The organism is Streptomyces albus subsp. albus (assembly GCF_000725885.1).
Classification (GTDB): Bacteria; Actinomycetota; Actinomycetes; order Streptomycetales; family Streptomycetaceae; genus Streptomyces; species Streptomyces albus.
Window position 1 is genome coordinate 59,387 of the sequence record NZ_JODR01000010.1, and the last position, 15,624, is coordinate 75,010.

The 15,624-nt window shown below is 73.7% G+C and carries 13 protein-coding genes; 8 read left to right on the forward strand and 5 right to left on the reverse strand.

Translation table 11 applies throughout. The features are described 5' to 3' along the window. The first annotated feature begins 151 nt into the window (after positions 1-151). Positions 152-2,617, forward strand: coding sequence for a right-handed parallel beta-helix repeat-containing protein (locus IO40_RS0112900; protein ID WP_030408736.1), 2,466 nt, complete (start codon positions 152-154; stop codon positions 2,615-2,617). On the opposite strand, the gene IO40_RS0112905 is transcribed toward IO40_RS0112900, so the two are convergent. Beyond that, positions 2,584-5,103: a membrane protein gene (locus IO40_RS0112905; RefSeq protein ID WP_031175447.1), complete on the reverse strand. Its 2,520-nt coding sequence runs from the start codon at positions 5,101-5,103 to the stop codon at positions 2,584-2,586. The genes IO40_RS0112900 and IO40_RS0112905 overlap by 34 nt on opposite strands. Positions 5,104-5,320: 217 nt before the next feature. On the opposite strand from IO40_RS0112905, the gene IO40_RS0112910 reads away from it, so the two are divergent. Beyond that, a complete protein-coding gene (locus tag IO40_RS0112910) occupies positions 5,321-6,181 on the forward strand; it encodes a DeoR/GlpR family DNA-binding transcription regulator (protein WP_016467374.1) in 861 nt (286 codons plus the stop codon). Between the two features lie 167 nt (positions 6,182-6,348). Beyond that, on the forward strand, positions 6,349-6,822 hold the full coding sequence (locus IO40_RS0112915) for an SRPBCC family protein (protein ID WP_016467375.1): 474 nt from the start codon (positions 6,349-6,351) through the stop codon (positions 6,820-6,822). Positions 6,823-6,841: 19 nt separating this feature from the next. Here IO40_RS0112915 and IO40_RS0112920 read toward each other — a convergent pair whose 3' ends face one another. Beyond that, complete coding sequence (locus IO40_RS0112920; protein WP_016467376.1) at positions 6,842-7,984, reverse strand: PLP-dependent cysteine synthase family protein; 1,143 nt, start codon at positions 7,982-7,984, stop codon at positions 6,842-6,844. A gap of 136 nt (positions 7,985-8,120) precedes the next feature. Between IO40_RS0112920 and IO40_RS0112925 the strand changes: the two genes are divergently transcribed. Both IO40_RS0112925 and IO40_RS0112930 read left to right on the forward strand, forming a co-directional pair. Further along, the gene (locus tag IO40_RS0112925) at positions 8,121-8,432 is read left to right on the forward strand and encodes a hypothetical protein (protein ID WP_016467377.1); all 312 of its coding nucleotides are present in this window, start codon (positions 8,121-8,123) and stop codon (positions 8,430-8,432) included. 134 nt (positions 8,433-8,566) lie between these two features. After that, complete coding sequence (locus tag IO40_RS0112930; protein WP_016467378.1) at positions 8,567-9,232, forward strand: ATP-binding protein; 666 nt, start codon at positions 8,567-8,569, stop codon at positions 9,230-9,232. A 92-nt stretch (positions 9,233-9,324) separates the two neighbouring features. On the opposite strand, the gene IO40_RS0112935 is transcribed toward IO40_RS0112930, so the two are convergent. Beyond that, complete coding sequence (locus tag IO40_RS0112935) at positions 9,325-9,843, reverse strand: GNAT family N-acetyltransferase (RefSeq protein ID WP_016467379.1); 519 nt, start codon at positions 9,841-9,843, stop codon at positions 9,325-9,327. A gap of 5 nt (positions 9,844-9,848) precedes the next feature. Next, the gene (locus tag IO40_RS0112940) at positions 9,849-11,084 is read right to left on the reverse strand and encodes an ROK family protein (RefSeq protein WP_016467380.1); all 1,236 of its coding nucleotides are present in this window, start codon (positions 11,082-11,084) and stop codon (positions 9,849-9,851) included. A 17-nt stretch (positions 11,085-11,101) separates the two neighbouring features. Here IO40_RS0112940 and IO40_RS0112945 point away from each other — a divergent pair, with 17 nt between their 5' ends. Then, entirely contained in the window at positions 11,102-12,427 is a 1,326-nt protein-coding gene (locus IO40_RS0112945; protein ID WP_031175448.1) for an MFS transporter, read from the forward strand. A 462-nt stretch (positions 12,428-12,889) separates the two neighbouring features. Beyond that, on the forward strand, positions 12,890-13,807 hold the full coding sequence (locus IO40_RS0112950; protein WP_016467382.1) for an alpha/beta fold hydrolase: 918 nt from the start codon (positions 12,890-12,892) through the stop codon (positions 13,805-13,807). A 12-nt stretch (positions 13,808-13,819) separates the two neighbouring features. Here the strand turns inward: IO40_RS0112950 and IO40_RS0112955 are convergent, their stop codons facing one another. Beyond that, positions 13,820-14,599: a TetR/AcrR family transcriptional regulator gene (locus IO40_RS0112955; protein WP_016467383.1), complete on the reverse strand. Its 780-nt coding sequence runs from the start codon at positions 14,597-14,599 to the stop codon at positions 13,820-13,822. Between the two features lie 375 nt (positions 14,600-14,974). Between IO40_RS0112955 and IO40_RS0112960 the strand changes: the two genes are divergently transcribed. Then, complete coding sequence (locus tag IO40_RS0112960) at positions 14,975-15,439, forward strand: nitroreductase family deazaflavin-dependent oxidoreductase (RefSeq protein WP_016467384.1); 465 nt, start codon at positions 14,975-14,977, stop codon at positions 15,437-15,439. Positions 15,440-15,624: the final 185 nt, after the last annotated feature.

Genomic DNA, 15,624 nt, shown 5'->3' on the forward strand with positions numbered 1-15,624 from the left:
GCGCGTCCCGGCGGACCGTCACTCGACCGGACCCGTGAGCCTGAACGCGCAGCGCACGCTACGGTGGTGCGACCACCACGGACGGCGTGCGCGCCGTTCCGTGCGAGGGGCAACGCATCTTGGCACGCACGAGGTTGGGGCAGCGCACTCCATGGCACACGGCTCGGTCCAGGTGACGCACAGCGGCACGTCTCGGTGGCGGCGGCGTACGGGCGAATACGCGTCGTTGTCCGCCGCGCTGGAAGCGGCCGGGGACGGGGACGTCCTCACCATCGCGCCGGGCACCTACCGGGAGAACCTCGTCATCGAGCACATGGTGACACTGCGCGGCCCGGAGCGCTCCGGCAGCGGCCCGGTCCGTATCGCCCCCGCCGACGGGGTGGCGCTGACGCTGCGTTCGGCGGCGCTCGTCCAGGACCTCCAGATCGAGGGCCAGGACTCGGCGGTGCCCGCGGTACTCGTCGAGGACGCGGCACCGGAGCTGGTGGGGCTGCGGGTGATGACGCGCTCGGCGGCCGGCATCGAGGTGCGCGGCGGTGCCCGGCCGACCGTACGGCGCTGCACCGTCGACAATCCGGCCGGGCTGGGCATCAGCGTCACCGGCGGGGCCGGCGGGGTCTACGAGGAGTGCGAGGTCGTGGCCGCCGGGCAGTCCGGGATCATGGTGCGGGACGGCGCCCGTCCCCGGCTGACCGCCTGCCGGGTGCATCTGGCCTCCGGCGCGGGCATCTCCCTGCAGGGCGAGGGCAGCACGCTGGAGGCCGTCGGCTGCGAGGTCTACGAGATCAAGGGCAGCGGGGTGCGGGTCGGCGCCCGCGCCAGCGGCCACTTCACCGACTGCCAGGTGCACCGCACCTCCGCCGACGGGGTCACGCTGGAGAACGACGCGGTGCTCACCCTCGCCGACTGCGACATCCACGACATCCCCGAGAACGCCATCGACCTGCGGTCCCGCTCGGTGCTGACGCTGACCCGCTCCACGGTGCGCCGCTTCGGGCGCAACGGACTGTCGGTGTGGGACCCGGGCACCCGCGCGGACGCCAACAACTGCGAGATACACGACAGTACGGGCGACTACCCGGCGGTGTGGATCAGCGACGGTGCCACCGCCGTCCTGGACAGCTGCCGGGTGCACACGGTGCCCGACGCGCTGTTCGTCCTCGACCGGGGCTCCCGCGCGGACGTGCTCGACAGCGACCTGTCGCAGGTGCGCGGCACCGCGGTGTCGGTGAGCGACGGCGCGGTCGTCCAACTGGACGACACCCGCATCAGCAAGGCCGCGACGGGCGCCTGGTTCCGCGACCACGGCAGCGGCGGCGTGCTCAACGGCTGCACCATCGACGAGGCCGCGACCGGCGTCATCGTCACCAAGGGCGCCGACCCCACGGTCGAGAGGTGCACGGTCAGCGGCGCCGCGGAGGCGGGCTTCTACGTGTCGGCCGAGGGGCGGGGCACCTTCCACAACTGCCGGGTGACCGGGTCGCGCGGCTACGGCTTCCACATCATCGACGGCTGCCGCACCACGCTGCGCCGCTGCCGCACCGACCGGTGCACGCGCGGGGGTTACGAGTTCGCCGAAGAAGGGCCGACCGTCGAGGACTGCACCAGCGACGAGAGCGCGGCGGCCGTCTCCGCCCTGTCGGCACCGGCCCCCGCCGCCCCCTCCCCCGCCCCTGACGCCACGACCGGGCTGCTGACCGCCAAGGCCGTCGTACCGCGCCAGCGCACCGACAGCCCGCGCGCGCAGACGGCTCCCGCACCCGGTACGGCACCCGCCGGGGAGGAGGCCGGCGGGGACGCGGCGCGGCCCGCCCAGGAGGTGCTCGGCGAACTCGACGCGCTGGTCGGGCTGGACAGCGTCAAGCGTGAGGTGCGGGCGCTGACCGACATGATCGAGGTCGGCCGCAGGCGGCAGGCCGCGGGCCTCAAGGCGGCCTCGGTGCGGCGGCATCTGGTGTTCACGGGCGCACCCGGCACCGGCAAGACGACCGTCGCCCGGCTGTACGGCGAGATCCTGCGGTCCCTCGGGGTGCTGCGGCGCGGTCATCTGGTGGAGGTGTCCCGCGTCGATCTGGTGGGCGAGCACATCGGCTCGACGGCGATCCGCACCCAGGAGGCGTTCGAGCGGGCCAAGGGCGGCGTGCTGTTCATCGACGAGGCGTACGCGCTCGCCCCGCAGGACGGGGGCCGTGACTTCGGCCGGGAGGCCATCGACACGCTCGTGAAGCTGATGGAGGACCACCGTGACGACGTGGTGGTGATCGTCGCGGGCTACACGGCCGAGATGGAGCACTTCCTGGCGGCCAACCCGGGTGTGGCCTCCCGGTTCTCGCGCACCATCGCCTTCGGCGACTACACGCCCGAGGAGCTGCTGCTGATCGTGGAGCGGCAGGCGGAGGAGCAGCAGTACCACCTGGCGGAGGGTGCCCGGCAGGCGCTGCTCGGCTATTTCGCACGGCTGCCCAAGGGGCCCTCGTTCGGCAACGGGCGCACCGCCCGGCAGACGTTCGAGACGATGGTCGAACGGCATGCGGGCCGGGTCGCGCAGCTGCCCGACCCGGACACCGACGATCTGACTCTCCTCTATCCCGGTGATCTGCCCGGACCGGCGGCGTGAGCCGACCGGCCGCCGCCGGTCCGCCGCTCCGCTCCCGGCCCCGGCTCCGGTCGCGTTCCGGCCGCCGTCTGCCGCTCCGGTTCCGGCTGGCGGGGTATCCCGCTGTGCCGCGCCGGTGACCGCTTGCGCAGCCGGGCGAGCAGTCCGGCGCGCTCCTCGGCGAAGGCGGGGTCGGCCTGGTAGTCGCCGTGGCCCAGGATCGGCTCCGGGAGGGGCTGTTCGCGGGTACGGCCGTAGGCGAGCGGGTCGAGCAGCGGGCCCCGGTCCACGCCCCGGCACTCCTCGGGCGGGCCGGGTTCGGGGGTGCCGGCCTTCTCCGGCCGTACCGGGCCGCCGATCGGGTCGGTCAGCCGCCACAGGTTGCGCCAGCACTCCAGGCCGCCGTGCAGCGCCGCGAGCTGCCGCGGCCCGAAGTAGGCGGGGAACCAGCGACCGTAGAGGCGTTCCAGGGGCGAGCCGTAGGTGAGCAGCGCGATCTGGCGCCGGGTGGCGGGGTCGAGCTGCCAGACGGCGGCGGCCGACAGGACGCTGCCCTGCGAGTGCCCGGAGATCACCAGGCGCCGTTCCGGGTGCCGGTCGGTCCACAGGGCCATGCGCCAGGCCAGGTCGGGCACGGCGCGCTCCGCGTAGCACGGCGGCGCGAAGGGGTGGGCGCTGCGGGGCCAGAAGGTGCCCACGTCCCACAGGATGCCCACGGTGCGGCGGGCGGAGGCGTCCTTGTAGGCGCGGCGGCTCCAGGTCAGCAGCAGGACGAAGCCGAGGCCGATGAGCCAGGAGCCGAGCGCCTGGACGGTGTCGGCGAAGCCCGCGACGACGGCGGGGGCGCCGTTGGTCGCCTCGCCGGGCACCTGCCCGGTCCACAGGGTGCCGAGCACGGCGACACCGCCCAGTACGAGGGTGGTGGCGGCGACGGTGGCCACCAGCCAGGGGGCCTCGTCGGTGATCCCGGCGCGGGCGACGGCGGAGGCGATCGTGCGGGAGCGGGTCGCGTCGGGGACGCAGTCGGGGTAGCCGGCCGTGACCTCGTCGGTGAGCCGGCGCGTGTCGCGCCAGACGCGGACGGCGAACCAGCAGGCGAGCAGCGCCACGAACAGGAGCAGGACGGGGATGATGGACGCCTGCCAGGTGAGGATGGTGGGCGGTCCGGTCAGGCCGCCGCCCTCACCGGGTGTGCCGGGCCCGTCGAGCCAGTCGGCGACGCGTTGGGAGACGCCGCCGGACAGCAGGCCGCCCAGCGCGCAGGCGAGCATGGCGACGGCCGCGGAGGCCAGCCCGGCCAGCGCGGTGCGCGGCACCCGTGTCCGGCGGTGCAGTCGCAGTCCCAGCAGTCCGAGGGCGACGACGAGGGCGCCCTGGAGGACGGCCAGGACACCGAAGGTCTCGTCGCCCGGCAGCGAGCCGCCGGACCGCCAGCCGGGCCGGTTCCATCCGCTGTGCACGACGGCGAGCAGCAGCACCACGAGGGAGGCTCCCGGCAGGGCCCGTACGGCGAGGTGGTCGACGTGGTCGTCGGGCTCGCTCTCCTTTCGGCCCCGGCGGCTGACGACGTACAGCACACAGCCGGCGCCCGCGAGCAGCAGGCCCTCCAGCAGCCAGCCGCACACGTCCAGTGCGGTGCTGCCGCCGGGCTTGCGGTCGTGGCGGGTGGCCGCCGCGGTGAGGGCCGCGGCGACGGTGAGGAACCCGGCGGCGGTGTGGGCGGCGCGCAGCCGCAGGACGAGGCGCCTGCCGTACCAGAATCCGGGCAGTGACAGCGGCGGGCGGCCGTCGGCGGCGGGGTGGTCCTCCGGGACGGTGCGCCGCAGCGGCTGCTGGGACTCGTACGCGCTCCAGGTGCGGTGGGAGAGCCACCACAGCAGGCCGGTGACGGCGGCGGGCAGGACGGCGGCGAGCGCCAGCCTGCGCCCCGGCTGGCTCCACCAGCCGTCCGGGCCGCCGGCGTCGCCGGACGGTGCCATGAAGGCCAGCCATCCGCGGTCGCCGGCGCAGGCGGTGCTGCCCGCGCACTGCCAGGCCACCAGGTCGAGCGCCACCTCGCAGGCGGCGGCGACCATCAGCACCGTCAAGGAGAGCGCCAGCAGCCGCACCAGCAGTCCGTGCAGCCGGACGGTGGTGCGGTGGCCGTCGGCGGCGGGCCGCGTCCAGTGGGCGAGATTGGCCACCATGAAGGGCAGCAGGATCAGCCACAGGGCGCGGGCTCCGTTGCCGGAGGTGAGGTTGGACCAGCAGTACGCCTCCTGCACGGGTTCGGCCGCATGGTCGCGCGGGTGGAGTTCGGCGTCCTTGTCCTCGGCGCGGCGGTGCACGGCCGCGGTGGAGTCGCCGGTGACGCGGACGGTACGCGGATCGCCGAGCATCTCGGCCGGTGTCGTCCCGCCGACGCCGTGGACGAGCAGTTCCAGCGCGAGGCCGGGGCCGCCGTCGTCGGTGCGGTCCTCCTCGGCCGGCGTGTGGTGCGGGGCCGTGGCTGGGTGGTCTGACGGCACTGTGCTTCCCCCGAGTCCCCCGAGACGGTGTGTCAGCTACACGGACCAGCATCCCTGCCCGACGGAGCGCCGTGCCAGCCCCTCACGGGTGAAGGAGGTGTACCGGGGCGCCGAGTCCCGCCCCGGGCGCGCGGTTTGCGCCCGTGCGAGGATGGCACCACCAGCGGCCTTCCCCACGAGCCTGGTAGGCGGTCACGGAAGAGACGGAGAGCGACCAGTGAGCGACAACCAGAACCTCCTCGCCGAGCAGCGGCGTGCGCTGATTCTGGAGGAGGTGCGGCGCAGGGGCGGGGCGCGGGTCAACGAGCTGACCCGGAAGCTGTCCGTTTCGGACATGACGGTGCGGCGGGACCTGGACGCGCTGGCCCGGCAGGGGGCGCTGGAGAAGGTCCACGGCGGAGCGGTGCCGGTCGCCGAGGCGAGCACCCACGAGCCGGGTTTCGAGGCGAAGTCCTCGCTGGAGCTGAGCGCGAAGGAGGACATCGCGCGGGCGGCGGCGACGATGGCGCAGCCCGGCAGTGCGATCGCCCTGTCGGGCGGTACGACGACGTTCGCGCTGGCGCGGCACCTTCTGGACGTGCCGCATCTGACGGTGGTCACCAATTCGGTGCGGGTCGCTGACGTCTTCCACGCGGCGCAGCGTGCGCAGGGGCAGGGGCCGGGCGGCCGTCCGGGAGCGGCCACGGTGGTACTCACGGGCGGGGTGCGCACCCCGTCGGACTCGCTGGTGGGGTCGGTGGCGGACGCGGCGATCCGTTCGCTGCACTTCGACGCGCTGTTCCTGGGTGTGCACGGGATATCGGTGGAGGCGGGGCTCTCGACGCCGAACCTGGCCGAGGCGGAGACGAATCGTCACTTCGTGGGCTCGGCGCGGCGGGTGATCGTCGTGGCGGACCACACCAAGTGGGGCACTGTGGGCTTGAGTTCCTTCGCGTCGCTGGACCAGGTGGACACGCTGGTGACGGACAGCGGGATGCCGCCGCAGGCCCGCGCGGAGATCCGGGAGCGGCTCCCGGAACTGGTGGTGGCCGGTGAGCAGGAGGAGCCCGGCGAGGAGACGCCGCTCCGCGAGCTGTGACGGGGCGCCGCCGGCGGGAGAGCGCCACCGGCAGGGTCCTCGCGCCGGCGGGAGCGCCGCCGACGGGGGCACGGGACGGCCGGGAACTGGGGGCGCGGGACGGCCGGGGGGCGGCTACTGTAGGGGCTTCCGTACATCCGTTCGCACTGTGCTGGGGGTTCGTCCGTATGGCACGCCGACTGCGCCTGGTGGAACTGGACTTCGCCGACACCGCACCGCTGCGGCTCTCCTTCACCGCGGACGTGGGGGCGTCCGCGGAGACGGTGTACGCCGCGCTGGCGGACGAGGTGGAGACCTGGCCGAGCTGGTTCTCGTCCGTCGCCGAGGTGACACCGGCCCAGGGCGGCAAGGGCCGCGATGTACGGCTCAAGGGCGGCGGCTTCTTCAGCGAGACGATCATGGCCGCGCTGCCCGCGGAGCGGTACACCTACCGGATCGACCGCACCAACGTGCCCGGCGTGCGCGCGATGATGGAGGATTGGAACCTGGCCGTCTCCCCCGCCGGCGGCACCCGGGTCCGCTGGACCATGGCGGTGGACGCCCCACCGCTGCTGCGCGCCGCGATGCGGCTGGGCCGGCCCGGGATCGGGGCGTCGTTCCGTCAGGCGATGCGCGCCCTGGAGCGCCGGCTCGCCGCGTGAACCGCATGGCGGCGGCGGTTCACCGCCACTCCCCCGTGGCCAGGAAGTGCTCCAGGGTGTGCGCGTAGGGGGTGATGTCCAGCCCCTGTTCGGCGAGCCAGGCGTCCGAGTAGTACTTGTCCAGGTAGCGGTCGCCCGGATCGCACAGCAGGGTGACGACGCTGCCCCGCTCGCCCCGGGACAGCATCTCGGCGACGATCTTCAGACTGCTCCACAGCCCGGTGCCGGTGGAACCGCCCGCCTTGCGCCCCAGCACCCGGTCCAGTGCCCGCACGGCGGCGACGCTGGCGGCGTCCGGGACCTTCATCATGCGGTCGATGGCCCCCGGCACGAAGCTGGGCTCCATCCGGGGCCTGCCGATGCCCTCGATGCGGGAGCCGGCCGTACTGGTGGCGCCCGGGTCACCCCGCGTCCAGCCGTCGAAGAAGCAGGAGTTCTCCGGATCGGGCACGCACACACGGGTGTCGTACTGCATGTAGCGGATGTACCGGGCGAAGGTCGCCGAGGTGCCTCCGGTGCCCGCCGTGACGACGATCCAGGCCGGTACCGGATACCGCTCCCTGCACAGCTGTTCGTACACGGACATGGCGATGTTGTTGTTGCCGCGCCAGTCGGTGGCCCGTTCGGCGTAGGTGAACTGGTCCATGAAATGGCCGCCGCTGTCGGCGGCGAGACGGGCGGAGACCTCGTAGACCGTGCGCGGATCGTCCACCAGATGACAGGTGCCGCCCTGGAACTCGATCAGCCGCGTCTTCTCCCGGCTGGTCGTGCGCGGCATCACCGCGATGAACGGCACCCCGATCAGCTTCGCGAAGTACGCCTCGCTCACCGCCGTGGAGCCGCTGGACGCCTCGATCACGGGCCTGCCCGGGCGGATCCAGCCGTTGCACAGCGCGTAGAGGAACAGCGAGCGCGCCAGACGGTGTTTGAGGCTGCCGGTCGGGTGCGTCGACTCGTCCTTGAGGTAGAGGTCGATGCCCCACTCCTCCGGCAGCGGGAAGGAGAGCAGATGCGTGTCGGCGCTCCGCCCGTTCTCGGCCCGCACCTTGCGGACCGCCTCCTTCAGCCAGTCGCGGTAGGCGGTGTCGCTGCGGTCCACGTCCTGGGTGCTCGGTCCCGGGGCGGCCGGTGCGGGTTCGGTGGCGCTCACGGAGCCGATCATAGGCGGGGCAGATAGACGGGCGCGCAGACGGGCATGCTCCTGCCAGGGATGTCACCGTCCGGGGGTGTGCGGTCGCTGCTCGGGGGTACTCCTGCGGGACGGATCCGGTTGGGGAAACCGGTGGGAGGGGTGTGTTGTGGTGGAGCCGGAGTACGACGCGGCGGGCGTGGGGATAGGCCGGATGCTGCGCTCCCTCACCCGGGCCGGCCACGTACTGGTACGGAACGGCGAACTGGTCCTGATGACCAGCTACGGCAGCGAGATCGACAGCGCGCCGGTCGAGGACGTACGGATCAGCGGCTACGGTCTGCGCGACCGGACGGTGGCGACACTGCGGGGACGCAGTTACTGGCTGCGGATCGGACTGGGACACCGGGAAGGGCTGCTCTCCGCGCTGCGCACGGCCCGGGCCAAATCCGCCGCCGAGCGGGGCGTGCTCGGCACCTGACGCGCTGCGTGACCGCTTCGTCGCTCCACGTTTTGCGCACCTGCTCATCGACTCCCATGCTGGCTCTGTAGCGCACGTCACATGTGATCCGCCCCCCGCCCTCGCCCGGGCGGGCTTCCCGAGGGAGTCACGTCGTGATCAGTCCACCGAGCAGTACGACGAGCGAACACACCACCCAGGGGCGGCACTGCGCCGTGGAGTTCCAGGCTCTGCCGTCGCGGATCGGACAGGTCCGCAGAATCGTCTCCGCACAGCTGCACCACTGGCGGCTCGAAGCCCTCATCGACGCCACCGCCCTCGGCCTGACGGAGCTGCTGACGAACGTGCACCAGCACGCGGAGGCCGAGGACGGCACCGGCGACGGCCGCGGCGGCCGTACCGCCAAGCACTGTACGGTCGAGCTGACGTTCGCCTGGGGACGGCTGACGGTCTCCGTCCACGACCACGACCCGCGGCTGCCACGGGTGCGGGGCTCCGCCGGACGGGAGCGGCTGTCCACCCACGGCCGGGGGCTGGCGCTCGTGGCGGCGATCAGCGAGAGCTGGGGCGTACGTGCCCAGCGGGACGGTTCGGGCAAGACCGTGTGGTTCTCCCTCCCCGTCCCCTCGCCCGCCCCCGCACGCGAGGGCCGCACCCGGCCCGGCGCCGCGGCACGGGAGGGGGCGGCACGAGAAGGGGCGGCGCGGGACGGAAGAGCCGGCGAACCGGGTGCGGACACCGCGCCGGCCGACCGGCGCCCCGCCGTCACCCCGGCCCCCGTTCTGCCGCCCGCCGGGATCGAGGCGGCCACCGCGGGCTGAAGCACTGCCGGCCGCTCTGCCGTACTGGGCGGCGGAGCTTGGCCCCCGTGAGGCCCCCGGACGGCGCCGGCCCGCCGTGAGCGGCAGCCGCGTCAGCCCGCGGCGGTCTCGCGGCGCATGCACACGCGCGGCCAGCGGTCGAGACCGGCCGCCGCCTCCCGCTCGCGGATCCGCCGCAGACCGGGGGTGAGCGCGTCCTCCTCCAGGGTGCGGAAGCCCAGGCGCGCGTAGTAGGGCGCGTTCCAGGGCACGTCCGTGAAGGTGGTCAGCGTGAGCGCGGGCAGTCCGTCGGCAGCCGCCCGGTCCGCGAGTTCCGCGAGAAGGGCGCGTCCGATGCCGCGCCGGGCGTGGCCGGGGTGCACGGAGATCTGCTCGACGTGCAGGCAGCCGTCCACCGGCTCGGTCAGCGCGTAGGCGACGGGCGCATCCTCCGCCCCGTCGGTGACCACCCACAGGCCGCCCGCCTCCGCGTACTCCCGCAAGGACGCGGTGCTCGGCGGCTCGTCGTCGGCTATCTCGTCCATACCGAGGTCACGGAACCAGCACCCCGCGGCCCGCTCGATCTCCTGAAGTCTGCCGAGGTCGCCGGGGACTCCTGCTCTGATGCGCATGGGCGTCATCCTCCCAGTACGCCGATCGGGTCATCGAGGACGGGCTGCCAGGCCAGTTCGGCGGCGCCGACCAGGGAGCTGTGCTCCAGGGAACTGGGCAGCACCGGAACGCTGCCGCTGCGGCCCCACAGACTGCGGTCGGCGACGACGCCGCGCAGCCGCTCCCCGTCGGCCTCCACCAGATGACGGTGCAGACCGGCCAGCACGATGCGGTCGGGGTTGAGGATGTTGACGAGCCCGGCCAGGCCCAGGCCCAGCCGGTCGATGAGCCGTTCGACCGCCTCGCGCACCCGCGCGTCCCGCGGATAACGGTCGCGGATCAGTTCACCCGCCTGGCTCAGCAGGGAGCCGCCGCCGGAGACGGGCGCGCGTCCCGCCGCGGCGAACAACGCGGCCGGGTCGGTCTCCACGTCCAGACAGCCACGGCTGCCGCAGTGGCACGGCCGGCCGTCGGGGTCCACCGTCAGATGCCCGACCTCCAGGGCCAGCCCCGAACTGCCCGTGTGCAGACGGCCGTCGAGCACCAGCGCACCGCCGACCCCGTGGTGCCCCGTGCCGACGACGAGCAGATGACGGGCGCCGCGGCCGGCACCGTGCCGGTACTCGGCGAGCGCCGCCACGTTCAGGTCGTTGGCGGCGAACCCCGTGACCGGCGCGCCGTCGGCCGGGCCGGTGACCCGAGCCTCGGCCAGGCAGGCACGGAAGGTGTCACGGACCGGGGCGCCCGCCTCCCACGCCAGGTGCAGCGGGTTGAGCGCGGTGCCGTCGGGCTCCGCGACGGCGGACGGCACGGCGAGTCCCGCACCGACACAGCGGCGGCCCGACGCGTGCAGCAACTCGGCTCCCGCGCGCACCACTTCGCTGATGATCTGCGCCGGGTCGGCGTCCACGATGCCGCAGCCGGGCGCGGTCGCCACGAGTCTCCCGCCCAGCCCGACGAGGGCCGCGCGGTAGCCGTCCGCGTGGATCTGGGCGGCCAGCGCCACGGGCCCGTCCGGATCGACGGCCAGCCGGTGGGAGGGCCGGCCCTGGCTGCCGACGGGCGCGGTGGGGTGGGCGTCGACGGTGATGAGTCCGAGGGCCTCCAGCTCGCCGGCGACGGCTCCCGCCGTCGCGCGGGTCACCCCCAGTTCGGCGGTGAGCACCGCGCGGGTGGGCGCCTGCCCGGTGTGGACCAGCTCCAGTGCGGGTCCGAGCGCCGAACGCCCTCTCTCCAGCCTTGTTGTACGCGTCTGGGTCACGCCTCTATTCTCTCTTTGTGCCGACACTGAACAAAATACGGTCGGCGCTCGCCGGTGCAACGGGGCACCGCTGCCGGCCATCCGGCGTCCCCCCGCACCCGGACCTGCGCCGTTTCCGCATCGCCCTGACCGTCTTCTTCGCCCTCGACGGATTCGTCTTCGCCGGCTGGGTCGTCCGCATCCCGGCTGTCAAAGCCCAGACAGGCGCCTCGCCCAGCGCGCTCGGCCTCGCCCTCCTCGGCGTCTCCGCGGGCGCCGTCGCCACCATGATGCTCACCGGACGGCTCTGCTCCCGATGGGGCAGCCAACCCGTCGTACTCGGCTGCGGTTTCCTGCTGCCGCTGAGCGTGGCACTCCCGCCCCTCACCCATTCGGCCCTCGCCCTCGGCCTGGTGCTGCTCGTCTTCGGCGCCGCGTACGGAGGGATGAGCGTCGCCCTCAACAGCGCCGCCGTCGATCTGATCGCCCGGCTGCGGCGCCCCGTGATGCCCGGCTTCCACGCCGCCTTCAGCCTCGGCGGCATGCTCGGCGCCGCACTGGGCGGCCTCGTCGCCGACCGGCTGACCGCGACCCGGCACCTCGTACTGCTGGCCGCCTTCGGGGTGCTGGTCGCCGCCGTCTTCACCCGGCCGCTGCTGCGCTTCCCCTCCCGCACCGACCGACCCGCACCACAGGAGCGGGAAGAGAACACGACAGCACCGGAACACGAGGCGACAGCCGGCGAACCGTCCCCCGACCCCGCGTCCGACGGCAACCCGGCGGCTCGGACCCGGCGGATGTCCCGGCAGGTCCGGTGGCCGGTCCTCGTCCTGGGGCTCATCGCCCTGTGCACCGCGTACGCCGAAGGCGCCCTCGCCGACTGGAGCGCCCTGCACCTGACGGACGATCTGGGCGCCGTCCCCGGCCTGGCCGCCGCCGGATACTCCGTGTTCGCCGGCGCCATGACCGCCGGGCGGCTCAGCGGCACCGTACTGGTCGAACGACTGGGCCCCGCCCGTGTCCTGACCGCGGGCGGCGCGCTGGGCTGCGGCGGCATGCTGCTGGGAGCACTGGCCCCCACCGTGTGGCTCGCCCTGGCCGGTTTCGTCCTGACCGGTCTCGGACTCGCCAACGTCTTCCCCATCGCCATCGGCCGCGCCGGCGACCTCGGAGGCCCCGGCGGCGTCGCCGCCGCCTCCACCCTGGGCTACGGCGGCGTTCTGCTCGGGCCCGTCGCCATCGGCTTCCTTGCGGACTGGTTCTCGCTGCGGACCGCCCTGCTGACGGTCGCGGCACTGGCCGCCGTCGCCGCGCTCACCGCGTGGGCGACCCGGCACCGAGCGCTGCCGCCCACCGCACGCTGACCGGCTCCTCCGGGCCCTTCGGCCCTGCTGGCCCTGCTCCGTCTAGCCCTTCCGGCCCCTCTGCTTCTGGCCCATTCAGCCCGACCGGTCCGTTCGCCCATCCGGTCCGACCGGCTGTCGCGCGTCGGGGCTCGCCGGGGGACGCAGCGGGGCCGGGTCGTCCGGGGAGGGGCGCCGGGAGAACGTAGCGGGATCGGGGCACCGGGGACACGCCGGGCGACGCAGCGGGGCCGGATCGTCCGTGGACACGCCGGGCGACGCAGCGGGGCCGGATCGTCCGTGGACACGCTGGGCCGCGCAGCCGGGTCAGGGCATCCGGGGACGCGCGGGCGGACACCGCGCCCCTGATCCCCCGGATGCACCCAGCCGGGGAACGCCCCCGGCCCCCGGTGGCCACAACCTTGCGGTTGCCGTCGTTCCGGCCGGTGTCCCACGCGCCGCGCAGACGACAGGGTGGTTCCCATGAACGACACCTGGACACTGGACCGCAGCTACGAGAGCGCTGAGGGAACCGTCCGCTGGGCCGCCCTCGGCGACCCCGCCGCCCCGCCCGTCGTACTCCTCCACGGCACCCCCTGGTCCTCCTACACCTGGCGCGGAATCGCCCGCGCACTGGCCGCCGACCACCGGGTGTATGTATGGGACATGCCCGGTTACGGCACCTCCGCCCGCCACGAGGGCCAGGACGTCTCGCTGCGCGCCCAGGGGCGGCTCTTCGCGGAGCTGCTGGAGCACTGGCAGCCGGCACAGCCCGCCGTGGTGGCCCACGACTTCGGCGGCGCCGTGGCCCTGCGCGCCCACCTGCTGCACGGGGCGCGCTACTCACGGCTCGCGCTCGTGGACGCGGTCGCCTCGGCCCCCTGGGGCTCGGACACCTACCGGCTGCTGGGCGGGCACGCCGAGGTCTTCACAAGGCTGCCCTCACTCCTGCACGGCGCGCTGGTACGGGAGTACATCTCCTCCGTCGGCGGCCCCGGACTGCGGGCCGACGTCCTGGAACGGCTGGCCGAACCCTGGCTGGACGAGGCGGGCCAGGCCGCGTTCTACTGGCAGATCGCCCAGAACGACCAGCGCTGGACCGACGAGATCGAGGACCGCTACAGCAGCCTCGACCTGCCCGTCCTCGTCTGCTGGGGCACCGAGGACGCCTGGCTCCCCGTCGGCCACGCCCGGCGGCTCGCCGCCACCATCCCCGGCGCCCGGCTGCAACTGCTGGCCGGCGCCGGACACCTCGTCCAGGAGGACGCGCCCGCCGAACTCACCGCCACACTCCGCCGGTTCCTCCGCGGGGAACCGCCGGCGGCCGTCACCGGACCGGCACAGGCGCAGGCACATGCGCAGGCGCAGGCACAGACACCGGTGCCGGCACCGGCAAGCTGAACGTCTCCCGGCTCAGCGACGCAGACCCGCCTGGTCGGCGAGGCGTGCAGCCGCATGGTCGAAGAACAGGTCCCGGGCCCCGACGACCTTGACGAACTGCCCGAAGGATTCGAAACTCACCAGCCCGAACAGCTGGGACCACACCGCGACGGCTTCCACCACCACCGCCGGCGGCAGCCGCAACCCCAGCTCCCCCGCCAGTCCCCGCGCTTCCTCCAGCAACTCGTCCGGAGCCGCCACGTCCCGGTCCGGCTCCCGCAGAGCGCCCGCCTCGTAGGCGTCCCGCAACACCGTCAGCAGTACGCGGGCCGCCCGCGACGCGGGCTCGACGGTGGAGGACGGCGCGGCATACCCCGGCACCGGCGAACCGTAGATCAGCGCGTACTCGTGCGGATGCGCCAGCGCCCAGCCCCGCACCGCGCGGCAGACCGCCAGCCAGCGCGCCAGATGGGAGTCGCCCACCGCTTCCGCCTCGGCGAGCGCCGCCTCGGCCGCAGCACCGAGAGCGTCGTAGGCGTCAATGATCAGGGCGGTCAGGAGGTCGTCGCGACTGGGGAAATAGCGGTAGAGCGCGGAGGAGACCATCCCGAGCTCGCGCGCGACGGCGCGGAGCGAGAGGCGGGCGGCGCCCACCTCCGCAAGCTGGCGGCGCGCCTCGTCCTTGATGGCGCCGGTGATCTCCCCACGTGCCCGCTGGCGGACTCCCTGGATGGGGGCGCTGCGGGCTTTCCGGGTGCCGGTGCTGCGGGCCCCCCCGGGGGTGGTGCTCGTGGTCTTGGCGGTGCCGGTCATGGGCGCAGTGTGCCAGGAGGGAGAGCGGCGCTCAAGTTTGTGAGCACTGCACAGTTCCGAGAGCACTGCTCTTGTTTCGGTGCACCGCTTCTGCAAGACTGCGGGCGACCGGTAGGGATCAGCGCTCTTCGAGGAGAGCCCCGCTCTCGCTTGAGGCCGTCGCTCTTGCCTTGGAGCTCTGCTTCGGAGGGGTGGTAACCCTGCTTCCACTTGGGTCGCGGCGTTTTCCATTCATGAAGCACCGCCCTCGGAATCATGCAGCTCGCGAAATGGAGCACTGCTCTCGAAATGGAGCGCCGCTCTCGAACCGGAGCCCCCAGTGCTCACCCGGCAGACACACCCGGCACACCCGTCCCGCATCCATCAGGAGCTTCCATGGCCATCCTCACTCCCCCGGCTCACGTCAAGCGCCCCGGCTGGTTCACCCGGAGCGTGATGAACCGCGTCGTCACCTGGCTGTCGCGCCGGGGGGTGAGCCTCGCGGGGGCGGCTGTCCTCGCGGTCGAGGGACGGAAGACCGGGGAGATACGGCGCGCCCCGGTCAATCCCCTCCGCCATGAGGGCGAGGTCTATCTGGTGGCGCCGCGCGGCCATGTGCAGTGGACGCACAATCTGCGGGCGGCAGGTGGGGCCGAGCTGTGCCACGGGAGGCGGGGCCGCCGCTTCACGGCTGTGGAAGTCCCCGACGCGGAGAAGCCGGAGATTCTGCGGGAGTATCTGCGCAAGTGGAAGTGGGAGATCGGGGCGTTCTTCCCCGGCCTGGGCCCGGACGCTCCCCGGGAAGCCCTGTTGGAGGCCGCCCCGCGCTACCCGGTCTTCCGGTTGACCTACACCGACTGACCCGCCGACCGGCTCGCCCGGAGATTTCGCTCGCCCACAAACCTCGCTCGGCCAGAGCCGCACTCTTCCGGACTGCGCCCGCCCCGAGCCCTCACTCGACCAGAACCCTGCTCCTCCCGGACTGCGCCGCTCAGGGGGGCTCACTCGGCCAGAGCCGCACTCGGCCACTACCGAACCCACCGAGA

Bases quoted from the DNA above. Each gene is read 5' to 3' on its own strand.
- IO40_RS0112900 (WP_030408736.1), top strand. From the start codon at position 152: ATGGCACACGGCTCGGTCCAGGTGACGCACAGCGGCACGTCTCGGTGG.
- IO40_RS0112915 (WP_016467375.1), top strand. From the start codon at position 6,349: ATGGCACGCCGACTGCGCCTGGTGGAACTGGACTTCGCCGACACCGCA.
- IO40_RS0112920 (WP_016467376.1), bottom strand. From the start codon at position 7,984: ATGATCGGCTCCGTGAGCGCCACCGAACCCGCACCGGCCGCCCCGGGA.
- IO40_RS0112935 (WP_016467379.1), bottom strand. From the start codon at position 9,843: ATGCGCATCAGAGCAGGAGTCCCCGGCGACCTCGGCAGACTTCAGGAG.
- IO40_RS0112950 (WP_016467382.1), top strand. From the start codon at position 12,890: ATGAACGACACCTGGACACTGGACCGCAGCTACGAGAGCGCTGAGGGA.
- IO40_RS0112955 (WP_016467383.1), bottom strand. From the start codon at position 14,599: ATGACCGGCACCGCCAAGACCACGAGCACCACCCCCGGGGGGGCCCGC.
- IO40_RS0112960 (WP_016467384.1), top strand. From the start codon at position 14,975: ATGGCCATCCTCACTCCCCCGGCTCACGTCAAGCGCCCCGGCTGGTTC.